At 34.8% G+C, this 20,310-nt stretch carries 20 protein-coding genes; 13 read left to right on the top strand and 7 right to left on the bottom strand.

The window, feature by feature from the left end; all coding sequences use genetic code 11:
- Positions 1-64 precede the first annotated feature (64 nt).
- From IGL48_RS08265 to IGL48_RS08245, 5 genes are all read left to right on the top strand, one after another.
- Positions 65-1,024 carry an aromatic acid exporter family protein gene (locus IGL48_RS08265; protein ID WP_002360063.1) on the top strand — a complete coding sequence of 320 codons (960 nt, stop codon included), beginning with the start codon at positions 65-67 and terminating at the stop codon, positions 1,022-1,024.
- Between the two features lie 117 nt (positions 1,025-1,141).
- Complete coding sequence (locus IGL48_RS08260; protein ID WP_025190751.1) at positions 1,142-2,095, top strand: hypothetical protein; 954 nt, start codon at positions 1,142-1,144, stop codon at positions 2,093-2,095.
- A gap of 154 nt (positions 2,096-2,249) precedes the next feature.
- Positions 2,250-3,587, top strand: coding sequence for a UDP-N-acetylmuramate--L-alanine ligase (gene murC / locus IGL48_RS08255; RefSeq protein ID WP_002357163.1), 1,338 nt, complete (start codon positions 2,250-2,252; stop codon positions 3,585-3,587).
- Between the two features lie 198 nt (positions 3,588-3,785).
- Positions 3,786-4,271: a MaoC/PaaZ C-terminal domain-containing protein gene (locus IGL48_RS08250; RefSeq protein WP_002357164.1), complete on the top strand. Its 486-nt coding sequence runs from the start codon at positions 3,786-3,788 to the stop codon at positions 4,269-4,271.
- A complete protein-coding gene (locus IGL48_RS08245) occupies positions 4,264-4,950 on the top strand; it encodes a Bax inhibitor-1/YccA family protein (protein WP_002360066.1) in 687 nt (228 codons plus the stop codon). The genes IGL48_RS08250 and IGL48_RS08245 overlap by 8 nt, the downstream gene beginning before the upstream one ends.
- 45 nt (positions 4,951-4,995) lie before the next feature.
- On the opposite strand, the gene IGL48_RS08240 is transcribed toward IGL48_RS08245, so the two are convergent.
- The 3 genes from IGL48_RS08240 to IGL48_RS08230 all read right to left on the bottom strand — a co-directional run bounded on the left by IGL48_RS08240 (position 4,996) and on the right by IGL48_RS08230 (position 8,103).
- Positions 4,996-6,798 (bottom strand): glycerophosphoryl diester phosphodiesterase membrane domain-containing protein, encoded by a 1,803-nt coding sequence (locus IGL48_RS08240; RefSeq protein WP_010824774.1) that lies wholly within the window; start codon positions 6,796-6,798, stop codon positions 4,996-4,998.
- A 100-nt stretch (positions 6,799-6,898) separates the two neighbouring features.
- Positions 6,899-7,507, bottom strand: coding sequence for a TVP38/TMEM64 family protein (locus IGL48_RS08235; protein WP_002383106.1), 609 nt, complete (start codon positions 7,505-7,507; stop codon positions 6,899-6,901).
- A 221-nt stretch (positions 7,508-7,728) separates the two neighbouring features.
- Positions 7,729-8,103 carry a VOC family protein gene (locus tag IGL48_RS08230; protein ID WP_002381774.1) on the bottom strand — a complete coding sequence of 125 codons (375 nt, stop codon included), beginning with the start codon at positions 8,101-8,103 and terminating at the stop codon, positions 7,729-7,731.
- A gap of 196 nt (positions 8,104-8,299) precedes the next feature.
- On the opposite strand from IGL48_RS08230, the gene IGL48_RS08225 reads away from it, so the two are divergent.
- The 5 genes from IGL48_RS08225 (at position 8,300) to IGL48_RS08205 (ending at position 14,813) form a co-directional block, all read left to right on the top strand.
- Positions 8,300-9,661, top strand: a complete 1,362-nt coding sequence (locus IGL48_RS08225) for an Nramp family divalent metal transporter (RefSeq protein WP_002360069.1) — start codon at positions 8,300-8,302, stop codon at positions 9,659-9,661.
- Positions 9,662-9,768: 107 nt separating this feature from the next.
- Positions 9,769-10,293 (top strand): ribosome maturation factor RimM, encoded by a 525-nt coding sequence (gene rimM / locus IGL48_RS08220; RefSeq protein ID WP_002360070.1) that lies wholly within the window; start codon positions 9,769-9,771, stop codon positions 10,291-10,293.
- Positions 10,283-11,023 (top strand): tRNA (guanosine(37)-N1)-methyltransferase TrmD, encoded by a 741-nt coding sequence (trmD, locus tag IGL48_RS08215; RefSeq protein ID WP_010777777.1) that lies wholly within the window; start codon positions 10,283-10,285, stop codon positions 11,021-11,023. The genes rimM and trmD overlap by 11 nt, the downstream gene beginning before the upstream one ends.
- A 143-nt stretch (positions 11,024-11,166) precedes the next feature.
- Positions 11,167-11,514: a 50S ribosomal protein L19 gene (rplS, locus tag IGL48_RS08210; RefSeq protein WP_002357176.1), complete on the top strand. Its 348-nt coding sequence runs from the start codon at positions 11,167-11,169 to the stop codon at positions 11,512-11,514.
- Between the two features lie 1,109 nt (positions 11,515-12,623).
- Positions 12,624-14,813 carry a glycoside hydrolase domain-containing protein gene (locus IGL48_RS08205; protein ID WP_010824773.1) on the top strand — a complete coding sequence of 730 codons (2,190 nt, stop codon included), beginning with the start codon at positions 12,624-12,626 and terminating at the stop codon, positions 14,811-14,813.
- Positions 14,814-14,864: 51 nt separating this feature from the next.
- Here the strand turns inward: IGL48_RS08205 and IGL48_RS08200 are convergent, their stop codons facing one another.
- Positions 14,865-15,416 carry a hypothetical protein gene (locus IGL48_RS08200; protein ID WP_010824772.1) on the bottom strand — a complete coding sequence of 184 codons (552 nt, stop codon included), beginning with the start codon at positions 15,414-15,416 and terminating at the stop codon, positions 14,865-14,867.
- A gap of 306 nt (positions 15,417-15,722) precedes the next feature.
- Here IGL48_RS08200 and IGL48_RS08195 point away from each other — a divergent pair, with 306 nt between their 5' ends.
- Positions 15,723-16,136: a hypothetical protein gene (locus IGL48_RS08195; RefSeq protein WP_025190750.1), complete on the top strand. Its 414-nt coding sequence runs from the start codon at positions 15,723-15,725 to the stop codon at positions 16,134-16,136.
- A 20-nt stretch (positions 16,137-16,156) separates the two neighbouring features.
- A complete protein-coding gene (locus IGL48_RS08190) occupies positions 16,157-16,822 on the top strand; it encodes a hypothetical protein (protein WP_010824770.1) in 666 nt (221 codons plus the stop codon).
- 75 nt (positions 16,823-16,897) lie between these two features.
- On the opposite strand, the gene IGL48_RS08185 is transcribed toward IGL48_RS08190, so the two are convergent.
- Both IGL48_RS08185 and IGL48_RS08180 read right to left on the bottom strand, forming a co-directional pair.
- Positions 16,898-17,590, bottom strand: coding sequence for a hypothetical protein (locus IGL48_RS08185; protein ID WP_010824769.1), 693 nt, complete (start codon positions 17,588-17,590; stop codon positions 16,898-16,900).
- 19 nt (positions 17,591-17,609) lie between these two features.
- Positions 17,610-17,999, bottom strand: a complete 390-nt coding sequence (locus IGL48_RS08180; RefSeq protein ID WP_010824768.1) for a hypothetical protein — start codon at positions 17,997-17,999, stop codon at positions 17,610-17,612.
- Between the two features lie 404 nt (positions 18,000-18,403).
- Here IGL48_RS08180 and IGL48_RS08175 point away from each other — a divergent pair, with 404 nt between their 5' ends.
- The gene (locus IGL48_RS08175; protein ID WP_010824767.1) at positions 18,404-19,123 is read left to right on the top strand and encodes a hypothetical protein; all 720 of its coding nucleotides are present in this window, start codon (positions 18,404-18,406) and stop codon (positions 19,121-19,123) included.
- Between the two features lie 342 nt (positions 19,124-19,465).
- Here IGL48_RS08175 and IGL48_RS08170 read toward each other — a convergent pair whose 3' ends face one another.
- Positions 19,466-20,260 (bottom strand): LysR family transcriptional regulator, encoded by a 795-nt coding sequence (locus IGL48_RS08170; RefSeq protein ID WP_010824766.1) that lies wholly within the window; start codon positions 20,258-20,260, stop codon positions 19,466-19,468.
- Positions 20,261-20,310: the final 50 nt, after the last annotated feature.

The raw sequence follows: 20,310 nt of genomic DNA, 5'->3' as shown, positions 1-20,310 counted from the left end.
ACCGAAATAGAGGTAAAATTACTAGAGAAAAGTGAAGAATTATTATTTTTTAAGGGGAGTATGCATGAAAATTGGTTTACGAACAGTCAAGACAGCCATTAGCGCTGCATTAGCAATGATTATTGCGGAAAAACTGGGATTACTTTATGCCCCTTCGGCAGGGATTATTTCAGTTTTAAGTGTTACTAGCACGAAAAAAACATCTGTCATGACAGGAATTTATCGTTTGTTATCCTTAGCTTTAGCAACTATTTTAGCGTATATTTGTTTTACTTTTTTAGGTTTTACAGCGATTGCTTTTGGTATTTTTTTGTTATTATTTATTCCAGCAGCTGTGTATTTTCAATTATCTGATGGGATTGTTGTGAGTTCCGTTTTGGTAACTCATTATTTAGTCGAAAAAAATCTTTCTTGGGCGATTATTGGAAATGAGTTTTTATTAATGAGTATTGGTGTGGGACTAGCGTTATTAGCTAATTCTTATATGCCTGATACAGAAAAACGTTTAAGAGAAGACCAAGAAGTCATTGAAACAATGTTTCGTAAAATTTTAAGGGAAATGGCGCTACATTTAAACAACGCTGCAGGAGAGCGAAATTTGGTCATGCATTGTGCAGATTTAAAAACCTTTATTCGCACAGGCGAGACGTGGGCCAAAAATCATGCCGAGAATCAATTGCTGTCTACCAATACGTATTATTTAGAGTACTTTGCGATGAGAAAAATGCAAAGTAATATTCTAAAAAACATGTTGGAATTATTAGAAGATATTACTGTTGATGCGCAACAAGTTCGCTATATTCAACAATTATTGGAATATACGGCAGAAACATTTGCAGAGAATAATGATGGACAAGAAATTATGAATCGAATTAAGACCGTTTATGAAACTTATCGCACAAAACCATTGCCGCAAACAAGGAGTGAATTTGAAAATCGGGCGCGACTCTTTCAGTTTTTACAATTGTTTCAGTCATTCATTCAAGTCAAAGCGGACTTTGCCAAATTACAACTAGATAAATAAACAAAAAAGAAACCTTTTTAAACGGAGGTTTCTTTTTTTGTTCTCTTAAAAATTCAGGCAAGTTCTTTAGTATTCATTGAGAATGTGTTAAACTAATGAGAAAGAAAAATAAAAGGAATGACCGCAATGGATAATGCTCAAGTGAAGAGAAAACATTTCCGTTTTCCAGCATATGATGATGAACAGGGCGTAAAATTACCAACAGATAATGAACGTAACTTATTTCAAGATGATCTGATTGGTAAAGCAATGTCAGGTAGCAGAAGAACTGCAACATCTGCCGAAGATACCAGACAAAGCACACCATCCGTCCAACAACCAACAACGAATCAATCAACTACAAATAAACAAACACAACAATTAACAGCAGCACAACAAGAGCAATTAGCACGTCATCGTTCTAATTTGCCAGACTACACAAAACATGCTAGTAAAGCAACGAAAAATAAACAAGCAACGAAAAAAAATAATAGCCTTTTTGGGACGCCAAAAGGAAATGGCTGGACACAAACGTATAAAAAAAAAGAAGTCGTAGCGAAACCAAGTAGACCTGCCGCATCACCATTAGTGCAGAAAACGACACCTTCTTATTTTGTTCCTAAATATATCCCGGCTTCTGTGATTCCTGAGGAACAGGAACCTAGTTTTACTGAAGAAGAGTTGCTAAAAGCAATGAAAAAAGATCGGCGTTCATATGTCATTCTTGATGATGAACCAACGGCTTTTCAAGTGAAAGATACGGAAGAAGATCCAACGGTGCGGAAATTTAATATTCCAACCTCAAAACCTGAGATTCCTTTAACTAGACGACAATATCAACAAATCAAACCAGACTTAGAACGTTTTGGCGAAGATGCGTTGGATTTACGTTCGCGTTCCCGTTTGAATGCCGCAAAGAAAAATGCTAAAAGTCAAACTGCCTATGGGAAAAAATTAGCTAAAGCAAATGCTCAAGTGGAGCCGGAAGCACCTGTGACAGAAGAAAAGAAAAAGGGCATCTTGGATAAACCATTAAGTGGGATGCTAGAAGATTCAAGTTCTGTATTAGAAAACAGTAAATATTTTAGTTAAGAGATGAAACTTGCATGTGGAATTGAAACATGTAAGTTTTTTATTCTGTTTTAATAGTTGATTATTTTTTTGTTTTATACGATAATGAATCTCGTATGATTGAAATTTTTTTAAAAAAGGTATGTTTTATATAGTGACAGAGAAGAGGATTATAATGGGAAATCAAGAGAACAAATTATACCATTTTGTCGGAATTAAAGGTTCTGGCATGAGCTCATTAGCGTTGGTCTTACACCAAAAAGGCTACAACGTTCAAGGATCAGACGTAGAAGAGTATTTCTTTACACAACGGGATCTTGAAAAATCAGGTGTCCCTATTTTACCATTTAATGCAGATAATATTGATAAAGACATGATTGTTATTGCTGGAAATGCTTTTCCAGATACCCATGAGGAAATCGCCCGCGCCATCGAATTAGGCGCAGAAGTAATTCGTTACCACGATTTCATTGCTCGTTTTATCGAACCGTACACAAGCATTGCTGTAACAGGGTCACATGGGAAAACAAGTACGACTGGTTTGCTAGCACATGTATTAAGTGGTATCAATCCAACTAGTTATTTAATAGGTGATGGCACTGGCCACGGCGAACCAGATGCTGATTTCTTTGCATTTGAAGCGTGTGAATATCGCCGTCATTTCTTGGCTTATTCACCAGATTATGCGATTATGACGAATATCGATTTTGATCATCCAGATTACTACAAGAGCATTGAGGACGTTTTTTCAGCGTTCCAAACAATGGCTCATCAAGTCAAAAAAGGAATTTTTGCTTATGGTGATGATAAGTATCTTCGCCAGTTAGAATCAGAAGTGCCAGTTTATTATTATGGCGTCAGCGAAGAGGATGATATCCAAGCCCGAAATATTCAACGAACAACGGAAGGCTCATCTTTTGATGTTTATCACAAGGATGATTTTGTAGGTCATTTTGTCTTACCAGCATTTGGTCATCACAATATCATGAATGCGCTAGGTGTGATTGCTGTGGCTTATTTTGAAAAACTTGATATGCAAAAAGTCGCAGAAGAAATGCTAAGTTTTAAAGGTGTAAAACGTCGTTTTAGCGAGAAAAAAGTCAGTGACATGATTATTGTTGATGATTATGCGCACCATCCAGCTGAAATTAAAGCAACGATTGATGGCGCTCGTCAAAAATATCCTGACAAAGAAATTATTGCTGTCTTCCAGCCACATACATTTACACGAACAATTGCCTTAATGGATGAATTTGCTGAAGCACTGGATTTGGCAGATGAAGTATTCTTATGTAATATTTTTGGCTCTGCGCGTGAAACACAAGGCGAGGTACGCATTGAAGATTTAGGTGAAAAAATTCAAAAAGGTGGACAAGTAATTACCGAAGATAATGTGTCACCTTTACTAGATTTTGAAAATGCAGTGGTGGTCTTTATGGGCGCTGGCGACGTTCAGAAATTTGAACAAGCTTACGAAACATTACTAAGTAACACAACTAGAAACGTTTTATAAGAGAACATAAATAAAATCGGGACAGGGGTATCTGGCTTCAAAAAATAAGAAGCTGCTCCTGTTCCGTTGTTTGTTTTTAGGATGCTAGCATGGCAGATAAGTTGGTTTTGTTTAAACATCCTTTAAAGACTACTTTTTAACTTGCCTTTTAAGTACATTTTGGTACAATTATCTTATCAATAACGGAGGTGTACTAATTTGAATATCGGAAAACCGAGAAAATTAGGCAAAACCATCGAAGATATCGAAGAGGGAGATTCGTTGTCCTTGACAGAGTCAATTGAAGACAAGGACTTATTACTTTACTTGGGCTTGACCAATGATGCGAATCCTTTATATATCCAACATGATTATGCCCAAAAAACAGAATATGAAAAACCAATCGTACCATCAATTATGCTGATGGGAATTATCACTAGTGCGATTTCAAAACATTTACCAGGACCAGGTTCACATGTTGTGAATTTCTCTGTGAACTTTGTGGAACCCGTTTTTCATTACGAAACATTGACTTTCCAATTAGAAGTAATCAAAGTCGACAAAATGAAAGATGTGATTACCATTTCAGTTGAGGCTGTTAATGAGCAAGAAAATCGCGTGTTAGATGCAGTGGTGATGGTTCAACCACCCCAAGTGACGATTGATGAACTAACAGAGAAAGAAGGGACTTTAACTTATGAATAATCAAGAGTATATCCAAACTGGCACAGGTTTGAATAAATTTTATGCCAAAATTTACGGATTTTTAGCGTTAGGAATTGGTATTAGCGCAATCATGGCTTATGCAATGACGACTGTCTTTTTACCTGTTCTAGCTACTTTATTCAAATCAAGCTTAGCTTTTTGGATGATTTGGCTTGTTGAAATTGGCTTAGTTTTATATCTAGGCGCAAAAGCACAGAAGAATCCAACCATTGCGATTGCAGGATTTGTTGCGTATGCATTATTAAATGGTGTCACTTTATCCGTGACGTTATTAATGTATACTGGTGGAACAGTGGCCGGCGCATTTTTAAGTGCAGCAGCTACCTTTGGCGCGATGTCATTAGTAGGTGTCTTTACGAAGAAAGACCTATCAGCAGTTGGTCATGCCGCTTATAGTGCCTTAATCGGAATTATCATTGCGATGTTGCTAAATATGTTCCTTTTACACAGTAATGCTGTAGAATTCTTTATTTCCATTTTAATGGTCCTAATTTTCTCAGGGATTACTGCTTATGATAACCAACGTATACGCCAAGTCTATGCGCAAACAGGTGATCAAGCAGGTACTGGGATGGCCGTTTTCTTCGCATTACAATTATACCTTGACTTCATCAACTTATTCTTAGCTTTCTTAAGAATTTTTGGTAAAAACAACTAACATGAACGTAAAAGAGCCAATCTGCTCAGCAGATTGGCTCTTTTTTTAACCCATTCCAATAGCGAAATTCAACAGTTTATCGGAGTATGTTGGATTTTCTAAATCGGTTTTCATTGTTTCATTCAGTAGACTGAGCTGATCGGTAATGATACCATCGACGCCATAAAAAATCATTCGCGTCATAACATCTTCATCATTTGCTGTCCAAGCATAAACCTTTTTCCCATCATGATGAGCGGCATTTACAAAGTTACGATTCATTGTACTGTATTCCATAGTAAAAAAGTCAACTGGCATTTTAGGCGGTCCCACAATGTTGAAAGGAATAACGTAGCCTACATAAAAGCGTGGTTCTTCTTTCTTTAAGGCCATCGCCGTATCATAGGTTAAGGTATGAAGGATATGGCCGTTTTCTAAAATATTTTCACGGTATTGTTTGACAAAGCGCTGTACTAAATCAGGGCTATCCTGAGGCGTGGTTTTGATTTCAATTAATAAACGTTGTTTTAATTGATTGGCTTTGGCTAAATAATCATCGAAAGAAACCATTTTAGCAGTTTGACCATTTTCTGTGACATTCATATTCGTTAATTCTTTAAGTGTTAATTGATTTGGTCGTTTATTAACACCCGTTAACGCCCGCAAATTAAAATCGTGCATGACAATAAATTGATGGTCTTTGGTTTCTTGAATATCCATTTCAACATAATCAGGTTTTGCCTTATTGGTCTCGATTAAAGAGTCCAAGGTGTTTTGAACGCCATTGTTACCATTAACACCGCGATGGGAGATGGTAACCGGTTTTCGGTCAGGTGTATGACTTAGGTAATTCGTATTATAGGTGCCTACACCAATTCCGAAGATGATTGCAATCAAACAAAAAAGAACGACTCTGAAGGTGGTCCATTCTACCCGAACCTCTGATTTCTGGGTGAACCATTCTGGCGTGTCAGGCAAAATCCCTTCATCCTCCATATCATCAACAATAATGTGAAAAATAGCAACACTAGACAACACCAAGTTTAAGAGCATCATAACCTGAAGGAGTGTCATAGCGATGACAGCGCTAGGTAAAGACCACTCAGGTTTAAACGTTTCGACTGCGGTTTGACCTAAAAATATCAAGAAATAGCCAGCCGTAAAAATCCCTAAAACAGTTCCACCAATGATAATAAATTGTCCTAAAATCTGGAAAAAGCGCCGCTTTGTAATTTGCCAACTACGTTTTAAAGACTCACGAAAACCAACATCACGTAAAATCAACTCTGGAAGGGCAAAAGCAAGTCGAATCGCTAAATATAAGATAATCAGTTCTAACAATACGAAACCAATAATAATAATGACGCGATTTGCAAAAATAAAATCTAAGATAAAGGCTGGAATCTTAACTCTTGTTAATAAATAAGAGCGGAAGGTTAACCCACTTAATGGTAAAATCAAAAAGAAATATGCCAGGAAAAACAGAAAGGTAATTCCTCGAACTTTTTTGATCTGAAGCAAGGTGCCGTGCAATAATTGCGTTAGAGTAATTGGTTGCTTTTTCTTAATAAAATAGACACTAAGCAATAAAAAGGTAAATTCAAAAAAGAGCGCCAGTAAAATTAACAGCCCAATTAGTAAAAAAGTCAAAAGGACATAGGGATGTTGCGTAGCAATTGCCCCTAAGTTATCATAGGAAATATAATCAATCCCACCTTCTTTGAGTACCAATTTGGACAAACTTGTCAATAAAGGCAATAGAACGAATAACATAAATCCGTGCATCAAGAGCACATCGCGAAAATACGCCGTTGTCCCTTTAAGAAAATCTAGCGTATTCACAATACTATTTTTAAAATAACTAAACATCAAAAGTCCCCCAGTTTCTACCAAAATTCCATAATAAAAGGACTAAATCAAACTGACACAGGCAGAGTTTTGATTTAGTCCGTTCGCTTTTTTATTTATTTTACATTCCCAGTAAGCTAGTTAAAAATGTACCGCCATAAATTAACGCAAGACTATATAAATAGATAGAAGCAGGTTTTGCTAATAAAATAATCAGAGTAAATTTTTTCACAGACATTTTTGTTAAACCGGCCATTAAACAAAGCGCATCATCCGGTGCAATCGGGAAGAAAATTGCTAAAGCAAACAATCGTTCAAAACGTTTTTCATTGTCTAACCAACCGATATACTTGTTATATGTTTTATCACTGACAAGGCTCATAATGAATGGTTTCCCATAATTACGACCTAATAAGAAAATGATAATAGAGCCAAGTGCAATACCAACGTAATTATAGACGAAGCCCATTGTTGGCCCGAAAATCAAGACCCCTGCAGCACAGCTAACACCACCAGGAATAATCGGAATAACCACTTGAATAATCTGAATTAACATGAAAATAATCGGACCGAGAATGACAGATTGCCCTACTAGTCCTCTTAGTGCATTGATGTCCTTGAAGACACCTAATCGGATAAAATAGATGGTTGCAATTATGGTTGCAACAATGCCCAAAATGGAAATAATATTAACAATTTTTCTAGATAGGGTAACACTCACATTTCTCATCTCCTTTAGTTATACTCATCGTACTTTTAGTATATAACTTTTTATCAATAAAAAACATCGTTTGTTCTTTCTGCAAACGAACAAAGTTGTAAGATACACATCATTTGATAAGTTTATTATACAAAAAAAGAGACAGAAAAGACATCCTACTTAAGACCCATTCTGCACTGATCTTTCGAAAGAGAGTAAAAGAAACGAAAGTGGCGCATTTTTTAGTAATATTATAGAGGGGCAAAGAGTGAAATTAAATTTGCATCCACGTCTTTAATGATTGCGTATCGTTGGCCCCAAGGTGCATTCCAAGGTTCTTTAAAAACAATGTAACCAGCTTGGCTCATTTTTTTCACGGTGTTATCAACTTCTGCGGCCGTTTCACAAAGAAAAGCAAGTTCGATTTTATCGCCTTGCTGGCTAGGCGCAAACCCATAGACACCAGTAATCATTTGTAGTGAATTTAAAGAAATCCTGACGCCATTGTTTTGTAATTCTGTGTAATCGGGTGAAGCTTCTCCCAGCACGTTAAAACCTAGCGTTTGGTAAAAAGAGAGTGCTTGTGTCATATCGTTGACGATAATACCGACCATATCTAACTTCATCCTCATAACCTCCGATCTATGATAAAATAAGTGTAAGGGATTTTTTGGTAAAAACCAAACGATTTATAGCGAAAGTGCTTAAAAAATTAGAATGTAACAGTTTACAACGAAGAATAAGAAGACTATAATTATGTTAACTAGTTTTAGGTGTGCCTAAAAGTGAAATGTGTGAACAAGATAGATTGAGGGATGTTGGATGAAAGAAAAGAAAACGGAAAAAATGCTTAATTATGCAAATGGACCTAGTTTAGAAGAGATAAATAATACCGTCGAGGTACCTAAAAACGCAAGCTTTTGGCGAACTTTGTTAGCCTATAGCGGACCTGGCGCTTTAGTGGCTGTTGGTTATATGGATCCAGGAAATTGGATTACGTCAATTGCTGGCGGAGCGGAATATAAGTACACGTTACTTAGTGTGATTTTACTTTCTAGTTTAGTTGCCATGTTACTACAAAGTATGGCTGCACGCTTAGGAATCGTGACAGGAATGGATTTAGCTCAAGCGACTAGAGAGCATACAAGTAAACGAACGGGCGTTGCCTTGTGGGTGGTGACGGAGTTAGCCATAATGGCAACAGATATCGCTGAGGTAATTGGTGGTGCCGTTGCTTTGCAATTATTATTTGGTTTTCCATTATTAATTGGTGTGTTGATAACAACGTTTGATGTTTTATTACTTTTGCTACTGACAAAGTTAGGCTTTCGCAAAATCGAAGCAATTGTTTCTTGTTTAATTGCAGTCATCTTTTTTGTTTTTGCTTATGAAGTGGCATTAGCAGATCCAAATGTTGGTGAAGTATTACGAGGTTTTATTCCAGACACAAAAATAGCGACAGATAAATCCATGTTATTTTTAGCCTTGGGGATCGTTGGAGCGACAGTCATGCCTCATAACTTATATTTGCATTCTTCCATTGCGCAAGCACGGAAATTTGATCGTAACGATGATGCTGAGAAAGCCAAAGCAATTCGTTTCACTACTTGGGATTCAAATATTCAATTAACTGTCGCTTTTGTCGTAAATTGTTTGTTGTTAATTTTAGGAGGAGCATTATTTTATGGAACCAACAGTGAATTAGGTAAATTTGTTGATTTATTTGATGCTCTGAAAAATCCAGATATTGTTGGTAATATTGCTAGCCCAGTGTTAAGTATTCTTTTTGCAATTGCTTTACTGGCTTCGGGTCAAAATTCAACGATTACAGGTACGCTGTCAGGACAAATTGTAATGGAAGGCTTTATCCATTTAAAAATGCCGTTATGGGCACGACGAGTGTTAACTCGTTTGTTAGCAATTGTGCCAGTCATTATCTGTGTCATTATTTATGGCGGTAGCGAAACGGCTGTTGAAGACTTGTTGCTTTATACGCAAGTTTTCCTAAGTATTGCTTTGCCAGTGTCGATTATTCCTTTAACGATGTATACAAGTGATAAAAAATTAATGGGCCAATTTGCGAATCCAGCGTGGGTGAAATTTTTAGCTTGGATTATTGCAATTGCCTTGACGTTATTGAATTTATTTTTAATTTATGGCACATTAACTGGTTTAACGAATTAATAAAAACAAAGGCTGACTAGAAAAGTTGGCCTTTGTTTTTTCATAGAATTTGCGCGTAAGAAATGGTAGAATAGGAAAGATGAAATACAAGGAAGAGAGGCTTTCACGTGACAGATTATTTAAATGTAGGAAAAATTGTGAACACACAAGGAATCAAAGGAGAAGTTCGGGTCATTTCGAAAACGGATTTTCCAGAAGAACGTTATCAAAAAGGGGCAACGTTACTGCTATTTCAAGAGAAAAAAGCACCAATTGAATTGGTCGTGAAGTCCCACCGCAAGCATAAGAATTTTGACATTTTAAGCTTTGAAGGACATCCAAATATCAATGATGTTGAAAAATATCGTGACGGTATTTTAAAAGTTGCAAAAGACAATCTCGCTGAATTGGCAGAGGACGAATTTTATTATCACCAAATCATTGGTGCCACTGTTTATGATGAAACCGGTAGTGAACTGGGAAAAATTAAAGAAATTTTATCTCCTGGTGCGAATGATGTGTGGGTCGTCCAACGACCAAAGAAAAAAGATTTACTTTTACCGTATATTGAAGGCGTTGTTACAAAAGTCGATGTCGAAAATCAACGGATTGATGTGGACATTCCAGAAGGATTGATTGACGATGAGAATTGATGTATTAACTCTTTTTCCTAGAATGTTTGAAGGACCAATGGGGGAATCAATTATTGGGAAAGCTCGGGAAAAGCAGTTATTAGAATTGAATGTCTCTAATTTTCGCAATTTTTCAGATAACAAACATCAAACGGTCGATGATTATCCGTATGGCGGTGGCGCGGGGATGCTTTTAAAAGTACAGCCGATCTATGATAATCTAAAGGCAATTGAAGAAGAGACAAACAATCAACCAAAACGGGTCATCTTATTAGATCCGGCAGGAAAACCGTTTAATCAAAAAATGGCCGAAGAATTTTCTCAAGAAGACCATTTAGTTTTTATTTGTGGACATTATGAAGGCTATGATGAGCGGATTCGCACCTTGGTTACAGATGAAGTTTCGTTGGGGGATTACGTTTTAACAGGGGGCGAATTAGGCGCAATGGTCATGATTGATGCGACAGTCCGTTTATTACCTGATGTCTTAGGTAACGATCTTTCTGCACAAACGGATTCACATTCCACTGGCCTATTAGAACATCCACAATATACCAGACCTGCTATTTTCAATGATATGGAAGTCCCTGCCGTGCTAACGAATGGTAACCATAAATTAATTGCAGAATGGCAACTAAAAGAATCATTACGACGGACCTTTTTGCGTCGACCTGACATGTTAGAATCATTAGAAATGACGCCTGAAATGTTGAAGTTATTAGAGGAAATTAAACAAGAAGAACAAAAATAAGGGAACTTTCAAGAAAATTCTCTTTACAGCTCATTTTGTCTATGGTACACTAATTTGGTGAGTGCAATGCGCTCTAACTATTACAATATTCCGCTGTGGCAGAAGTGACCATAAGAATATTTGGGAATAAGGAGAAGGATAAAATGAATCCATTAATTCAAGAATTAACACAAGAACAATTACGTACGGATATTCCTGCGTTCCGCCCTGGTGACACTGTTCGCGTTCATGCGAAAGTAGTCGAAGGTACTCGTGAACGTATCCAGTTATTCGAAGGTGTTGTAATTAAACGCCGTGGTGCTGGAATCAGCGAAACTTACACAGTACGTAAAGTTTCAAATGGTGTTGGTGTGGAACGTACATTCCCATTACACACACCACGTGTTGCTCAAATTGAAGTGGTTCGCTACGGTAAAGTACGTCGTGCAAAACTTTACTACTTACGCGCATTACACGGAAAAGCAGCTCGTATCAAAGAAATCCGTCGTTAATCTTTACTATTCGACAAACGAACACCCTCTTGCTGAGCAAGAGGGTGTTTTTGTGTGTAATTAAGCAGAAAATCAACATTGCCTTTTTTTGAAGTCACATAAGTGTGAAAATTAGGTTTTTGGACAATGATTCAGAAATCTTTTGAAAATTGAAGGTGTGAGGAAATTTAGAAAGATAAAAAGAGGGAGTACTGAAAACCGAAATTTCAGTTAAGTGCTTGGATCAAGAAACAAAAACTACGTTAGTTTGTCAATATCAGTTGAAATTGGAGAAGAAGCAGAATGGGGTGATAGTATTGGCAAATTAATTATTTAAGGTCATCGTTACAGGATTTTTGTTTTTTATATTCAATCAAAAAGAAATAAATACAAAGAACACAGATAAGTATTTTAGCAAGTAACCAATAAATAGCAGGACTGTTGGTGCTATAAGAATAATAGAAACCGTAGAAGGTCCAGCTGATTCGTGAAAAAATCAGATAAATACAGAGTTTATTGAAAAAATTAAAAAAACTTTTAGATAGTAGCTATGTGTAATTGAGGTAAAAAAGGATATAATTTTTATTGTTAGTATAAGAATACAGGATCATGAATAATTCTCGACTGATCTTTGACGTTTTTCTTTCCTATATTTAAGTAACTACAAATTTAAAATGAAATCCCTTTACTCGAGTATGAGTAAAGGGATTTTCTATTACCAATTATAGCTTGTAATCAATTCTACAGTATTGTAACCAGATTTTTTATATGTGTGGTATCCGCGCAACCGTAACTTAATAGATTCATCATAAAAAGAACTGACACAGTGTGATTTGCTGGTTCTTTCTATGCTCCTACTGTTATCAAGTTACGAAGTAGATTATTCAAATTATTTGTGTAATCTATGAATATATCATGTTGTTACTCTTTTTAGTTGTGTAATTAAATTTGATAAATATGTGGAAAAAATAGGGAATTTTTTGTCCAGTAATTTACTAAAATAGAAGTGAGCATTAGAGTCTTTACATGGTAACTTAAATTATATCTGGAAAGGAATGAAATTCTGTATTTATTATTTGTTGGATAAATAAGGTTATCACTGATGCAAAATATACAATGGAGGAATGAACATGAAATACAATAAAAGTTTAAGAGATCCTTGGGTTTTAGAAGTACAACAATGGCTAAACGAAACATATGGAAGTAATCCGAATTATGGTTCTGTTGCAGAAACTGGTCAAACTGGTTGGAACACAATCTATGGAATTATCCGAGCAATTCAATTAGAACTAAAGGTAACAGATACACCTGTCGATAATTTTGGAGATGGAACTGCAGCAGCATGGGATAGCCAAGTAACACCAAATTTGGCTATTGGTTATAAAAACGGTAATATTGTAACGTTAATTGACGCTGGATTTCGTTGTAAAGGGATGGGTTCTGGAAAATTTGATGATACGTACTCAAAAGAGAATGTGTCAGCGTTAACTGATTTAAAAGAAACTGCTGGATTTAGCAAGCCAGATAGTAAATTCAATTCGATGTGGGCCCGTGCGTTATTTGATATGAGTGCCTTTATTTTGGTTCCTGGCGGTGATGAACGAACAAGACAAATGCAACAAGATTTAAATAATAAATATTATCAATGGACAGGAATTTTACCTTGCGATGGAATTTATCAGCGTGCTACCAATACAGCTTTGATTTATGGCGTTCAGGTAGAAGAAGGTTTAGGAGATATTGCTAACGGCGTGTTTGGTCCGACCACTCAAAAAGTCTATGGTGAGATTGCTGACAGTCACCAATTGTCTTCTTATCCTGAATTAGTAACATTAATCCAGTATGCATTGTACCAAAATCTAATCAATGTTTTACCAAGTAGTGTGCCTTTTTCAGGATCGATAGACGTGGAAACATCGTTTGCTATTGGTTTATTCCAATCATTTTTACATTTAAATGAGGTCGAAACAGGTTATCCTGATTTATCGACAGCGATGTCTTTATTATTATCTTCAGGAAATCCAGATCGTAGTTTTACAGCGGTGGATACTGCTGAACAATTAACACCTGCACAAATTGAAACCTTAAAAGCGGCGGGGGTTAAATATGTTGGACGTTATTTAACCGGAACGGTAGGTTCTGAATTTAAGCCTAAATATTTAACACTTAGTGAAGCGAATAATATTATCGCTGCCGAAATGGCTATCATTCCCCTTTACCAAGATAACTTTCCAACTGTTGATTACTACACGTATGGTCAAGGGGTTTCTGATGCACGATCAGCTTTTGAGGCAGCAGACAATCTAGGATTTTCAACAGATTCAATTATTTATTTTGCTGTTGATGTGGATGCATTAGATTCAGATATTACTACCAATATTATTCCTTATTTTAACGGTTTATTTGATACGATGAAATATAATAATCGCTATAACATTGGAATTTATGGAACAAGAAATGCGTGCATGCGTGTAGTTGATGCAGGATATGCGGTAGCTAGTTATGTATCCAATATGTCTACAGGCTGGTCAGGTAATTTAGGCTTTTCACAGCCAGCTTCTTGGGCTTTTGATCAGTTTGCTGAGCCAACAGGTGGTATTGGTACAGGCGATGGTTTAGTGATGATTGATAAAGTAAATGTATCTGGTACTGATTCAGGTGTGACTTCTGTATCGAAAAAAGATCCAGCTATTAGTATGCTACGAGGCTTAGGGATTGAATTAATCAATGATATCTTAAATAGTGAACAATTTGAATTTGGGAAAGAATTTGTTATTTTTGAGTGGGGAATTTTTAAATTAACTCAAACGTTAGCAGCCCAAGCCCAATCATCAGATGCTAATGATTTTTCGTTTAAATTTAGTATAATGAATGGAAAATTTGATCCAGCTTTTACTGGACAAATCGAAGATGTTCTAGGTTCGGGAATCACAGCCCAAATTGAAAATAGCGTTTCTGGATTAACAGGCGCAATTGAAACAGGGGATGCTGAATTTAGTGGTGGTTATAAAGAGGGTGTCATTTCTGGTTCGATTACCTTTAACATGACAAGAAATACGGTGGATGGTACAGAGATTACAACTTCTGTAAAATACAATCTTGAAATAGATTTAGGTAAAATTGGTAAACCGTTCCAAGATGCCCTTGATTGGATTAAAGGAAAAGTAAGTAATGAGTTTCTTGGTTACTTTTTGTTTGCAATTTTGGTGATTGTTTTGGCAGGGGTTGCTATTTCTAGTGGTGTGTCAATTACAGCTGTAGCAGCTTTCTCATTTATCGTTTCTACTTTAACTTCACTTATGAGCTCAATCAAATTTTAAATAAACTGGTTTAGCAAAACACATCAGATATTTGACTATCTGATGTGTTTGTTAGTTTAAAAATAAAGAGCCTACAATTCCCCATATTCCTAGTAAGAATAGTACACGACTACACTTTGTGATATGAGTATTGATTTGTTCTTTATCTTCGGATTTAATTTTTACAATGTTTAGTTCGTTTTCCGGATGTGTTTTTAGATATTGTTGAAGTATAAGGGATTTTTTTGTATCCACTTTGCGAGTAAATAGGAGTAAAATACTATCTGAAATAGATACTATTCCCAAATAGAGAAAATCAATATTTTTTTTACCTATTATTGGTTGGTTAGTAATAGAAGGAAAGAATTTAGGAAGTAGTAGTCCTATAAAAAAAGCAATAACCAAACTTATCGAAAGTTGTATGTTTCTCTGAGTTTTAAAGTTAGAATCTACAGATTCTAAATACTTCTGTATCCTTTTATTATTCTTTTTCAATTGCTTTAGTGAAACCTTAGGATACGTTTTCTTTTTCAATCGAATTAATTGTATGAACTTGATTGTTATCATAATAATTAGTAAAAAAAGGCCTATAAAGTAAACCAGATATAGAATGTCATTAATCATAGAAAAACTCCTTAATTTTGAATGTATATGAAAAAATCATACGATGAGAATAGACTGTATTATATCATAGATCGTGCTGATTGACATTGTATCTAAATACCTTATTTTACGCTTACTTAGAATAGTATTTAGCTAAGTAAAGCTTTTAAAAAAAGGAATGTAGATGCTAAACTTGAATAAATCTTCTCAATAGTGTATTTTAACTACTTTATTGTAAATTTTTAATGTAGTAGGTTGTTAATTAGTGTAACATTAAATATAGGAAGCGCTTCCTTTTTTGTTGTGAAAGATAAGGAGAAGGTTATTTTGAAAAAATATAACATGTTTATAGGCAGTTTATTGTCATTGATACTTTTATCCAGCTGTAGTATAGGCGTAAGTTCTAAAAATAGAGCAAGCGAAAGCTCCACTGAAGTAGCAAAGACGAAACCAATTGTTGAATATAGGCAAGGAGAAACTTTGGCATTAGAAGATATGAGTATTGAAGAATTATACAAAATATTTGGGAATAACGTCGATGAACGAATATCTTTTTTTACAACAAATTACAATGAAAATGACACCTTTGTTGTTCTAGATGATTATACATTACTTAATGGAAAAGCGGTAACTGAAATGGCAGAAGTAAACTCAAATACGGATCCGCATCGTTTTAACTTGAAACAATTAAAAGAAATTTTAACTAAAAATAAAGAGGAACTATCAAATTTTGACAAATAATTATTTAAGGGGAAAAATTCATGAAAAAAATTTTTGGTCTAATTATTTTAGGTTCAGCTTTTCTTGGAGGAATAATGCAAGTTGATGCCGCTGAGTATAGGGAAGGTGGAAGCATTTTTTCTACTTCAAAAGTAGAAACTTTTCAAAAAGAGGAACAAACAAATTATAGATTTGTTGGATTCTCAGAATCAGAAAAAGTTTTGAAGTTACCAAGCGGAGAGTATCTTCAAGGGAAAATGATTGTAAAAACAGGTTTAACAGAAGTTGTGTTAGATAGTAGTTCTAATCCAGAAGCAATGACGTTAGAAGAGGCTAAAAAGACAGTTACTAAAGATGAGGTGTCAACACAACAATCTTTCTTACGTGGTGAGGTTCCAACTTTTACATTAAGACAATTGGAATATGGAGCAATTGTTGATGGCGCATTTTCTTCAGGTGCTGGTTGGCACTCAATCCCTTATGTTTATCAATCTATTGCAGGAGGTCCATACACGAGATTTGGAACATTTGGTGATTCTGCAAGAGTGGGTACCGCTCAACAAGCAGTACAAACGTTTTTAGGGAATATCCAAGGGACGGAATTATCTGCAAACACTTATCAATATTTTTCTGGAATTAATACAATCTATACGTACTATCCAGATAATTCTAATTATGCTCAAACATATCAAGTTGCAAATATCTAATTACAATATAGTCGTATTTGAAATGAAATAGAATAAAAAGACAAAGATTATTTTCTTTGTCTTTTTTAGGTTTGATTAAATATTTGCAACGTAGTAGTAGGCTCCAGATACAGGATTTAACGTATAATAAATAGCTAACCAAGGAAATCCCGGTGTTGTTTCCCCGGGAGCTTTATAGGTATATCCTTCGGAAACATATAAAGGCTTACCTCTGTAAGACCCTGCCCATGTGCTATGAGCTTCATTAGGCCCCCCAATGTTTCCATCGTCAACAAATGTCTGCCATCCTAGATAAATTCCTGTTCCTGCTGCAGGCATAAATCCACGACCACCAAATCGCCAACCACTACCACTAAATTTAGAAGACCAGTACTGGCCACCTGTTTGTAGAACCATATAAGAAGTTTGTGGTGGTGGAGTAGTTCCTCTGGGAGCAATTACATTTTTATCTAATTGATTATTTTGTTCTGATAATTTAATTGAATGCTTGACTTCTTTGACTGTCGTCTTCTTTAAATCGGTATCACTGTCATATACAGCCAATACTTGTTCTGGATTATCCGAAGAGACTTCATAAGCTTTGCCATGAAGATAACCTCCGTCGGGAAGTTGAATTAAAGAATCTGAGTCGTTTAATGTTCCAAAAACAGTTGAAGTTCTGTCCTGTATTTCCTGAGTTATAGGTTTTAATTCAGCTCCATACGCGTTAGAACTGGTAAAAAAAATAACACCTAACCCAATGAACGGTAAAAGATAACATTTTTTCATTATTTAAGCTCCTTATCACTTATCTTTGTAGTAATTTTTTCAATTCTTTAATACTGACTGCATTTGGATCAGTTTCACTATCTACTAGAATTTTATCTTGGTCTTGTGGTGAAGTAAATTGTCCGCTGAATACTCCTCCATCAGAAAGGACAACAACTAATGTTGAATCGTCCTGATTATTCAAGAATTCAGGTGTTTCATGTCCAACTATTTTACGTAAGTCATTGCCGCTCATATTTTTAGTGTTTACTGTAAGTGATGAATGTTCTTGCTTTGATTCAATAGTACTATTCGAATTGTCTTGATTTAAATTGCTAGCTTTAACGTCGTTGGTCGGCCTGATCAAGACTAATGTAGATAATACAAGTGTCATAGCCGTTATTACCTTTAAGAACTTAGTTTTACTCAAGTGAGCCCCTCCTTTCCTTCTATTATTTAATTACACATAAAATGTTAGCATAGTAGCAATTTTGTGTAAACGATTTCTGAAATATTCTTAAAGAAAGTTGCTAGTGTTCCCCTTTGTCAAAATACAGCTGTAAACTTAGAATGAGTTAAACAAAAGCCGAATTACTTATCAATGGTTCTTTAGGTTATGATTATCAGCTGCATAGATGATACTTCTATTCAAATTTTTACCAGGTATATAGTAGGACATTCAAGTTGGGCATACATCATTTATGTAAAATATGAGTATAATCAATTTTTACATTTAATAATGCTAATTTAACAATTTGTTGTGGAGTAAGATTATCGTGTAAAATAAAGTAAAAGCATAATATTTAAAAAAAGACAGGAGAATAGTTTAAGAAAATGAATAATGAAGAACAACAAACAAAACAAGAATGTAGAACTTTGAAAAAAGTAAAAGAAGAATTGAATAACAATTCAAAGTATTTAATAGAAATGTTAGACGCGCTTACACCCAATCCAAAGCCAAATGACTTTCCCGACTTTATAATGCCTGATGGGTTTTTGGAACTTTTTTTAGTCACTTCTTCTACCGAAAGTAAGAAAAAAGGAGCGGAGCATATAAAAAGACAAAGAATGTTCGAGAGCCGAAGTAATGAGATAAAAGAAGGGCTGAGCGATGAAGATACTTTTGCTAGACATAGATTAACGTATTCCAATAATCATTTAAAGGAAAACCTATTAAAGTCGTGTAAGAAAAACATAGATACTCATATTCAAAAATTAAAAACTTACAAGGGTAATAAAACTCATGGAATATTTTTAATAGAATATAATGAAGAAAGTGCATTATCAATGGCTGAAGTAATCTCTGTATCAGATGTCAATCATGTGCAACCCAAAATTTTTGATCACTATGTTTTTAGTAAAGATAAAGATATGTTACAACTTCTTAATGTTTACAATGAAGAAATAGAATTCTTTATTGTTTCTACAAAATTTAATGGAACGGAAGTAATAAAAGTACGCGATATTCCTAACATTATAGACAGCCTACCTTATGAATACATTGTGAAGAGCAATTATGGAGTAGTTGAAACGGAAGCTTGGTTTAAAGAGTAGACCAAATATTTTTAAGCGGTTTTTGGAGTACAGTTATGGTATATTGAATAAGACACAACCAAGTTGTGTCTTATTCACGAAAAACCAAGGGGGGTCAGAAACTTGAAAGTTTTTGAGCCTTTTTTGAGCTATAAAACTAGATAGTTGTTACTTTTCTTTTTAAGTAGCAAAATAATTTGTTGTTAAATAGCAAATTTTCTTAAAAAGAACTTCTACTATTATTCATTTTAGACTTTATACTTTCTGGTGTTGATAAAAATACCAACATCAGAAAGTATAGAGCTATTTAATAGTGATTGATTCCAAACTCAATAATTTATCTTTTATCAGTTCTAAAACCTCTTATTCTTTTGCAGACATTGTTGTGCTGTTAACTAAATAGTGATAGTAAAAAAGTTTGTGGGTTAAGGCTATTTTTTGAAGTCCATCATTACTGCTAATAAAACTTGCTGGGAGAATGGTAACACGGTTACTGAGAGTCAGCATATTTTTAACAATTTGTAAATCTTCTCGAATGACTACATTATTTTTCGGTATTTTATACAAATCGAAAAAAATTTGTACGCTATGAGCTAGAGAGGAGTTAACCTGACTTTGAATGAAAGATAACGCACGATAATCCGAGTAGTCAGTTAATGTATTATCTTTTGAACAAACCAAAAAGAGTTCTTCTTGGTAAAATAAGGTTGTCTCGAAATGAGGATTAGAATCTAATTTAATTGGACTTTCTATTATTCGAATCTCTCCTTGTTGGACATTAAGTTGTCTACAAGTATCTTCTTTAAACAGACATAATTTTTCGTATTGATCAAAAATTTTAGAAATATTTTGTTCCATTGCGTAATCGGTTATAAGTATCGGAATATGTCTGAAATCGTTTAATAGAAAATGCTTGTTCATCTCAGTAATTGTTTCTTCAATTTTGTTTGCATAATTCAAAAAGATTTCTCCATCATGAGTTAAAGTGATTTTATGCTTTCCACGGCTACGCTCGATTAACTTTTTTCCAAGAAAATCTTCTAATCTAAAAATAGTTTTAGAAATTGCTGATTGTGACATATGCTCATGTTCAGATGCTTTAAAAAAAGTTTCTTCTTGACAGATTTTACAATAAATAGATATATCTTCTAGATTCATAAAAACACATCCTCATTTAAAAATTGATAGTTCAAGTAAATCAGTTGTTT

Source organism: Enterococcus sp. DIV1090, assembly GCF_050537975.1.
Classification (GTDB): domain Bacteria; phylum Bacillota; class Bacilli; order Lactobacillales; family Enterococcaceae; genus Enterococcus; species Enterococcus faecalis.
The sequence above is the reverse complement of the archived record's forward strand: the minus strand, read 5'-3'. Positions and strand labels throughout refer to the sequence as shown.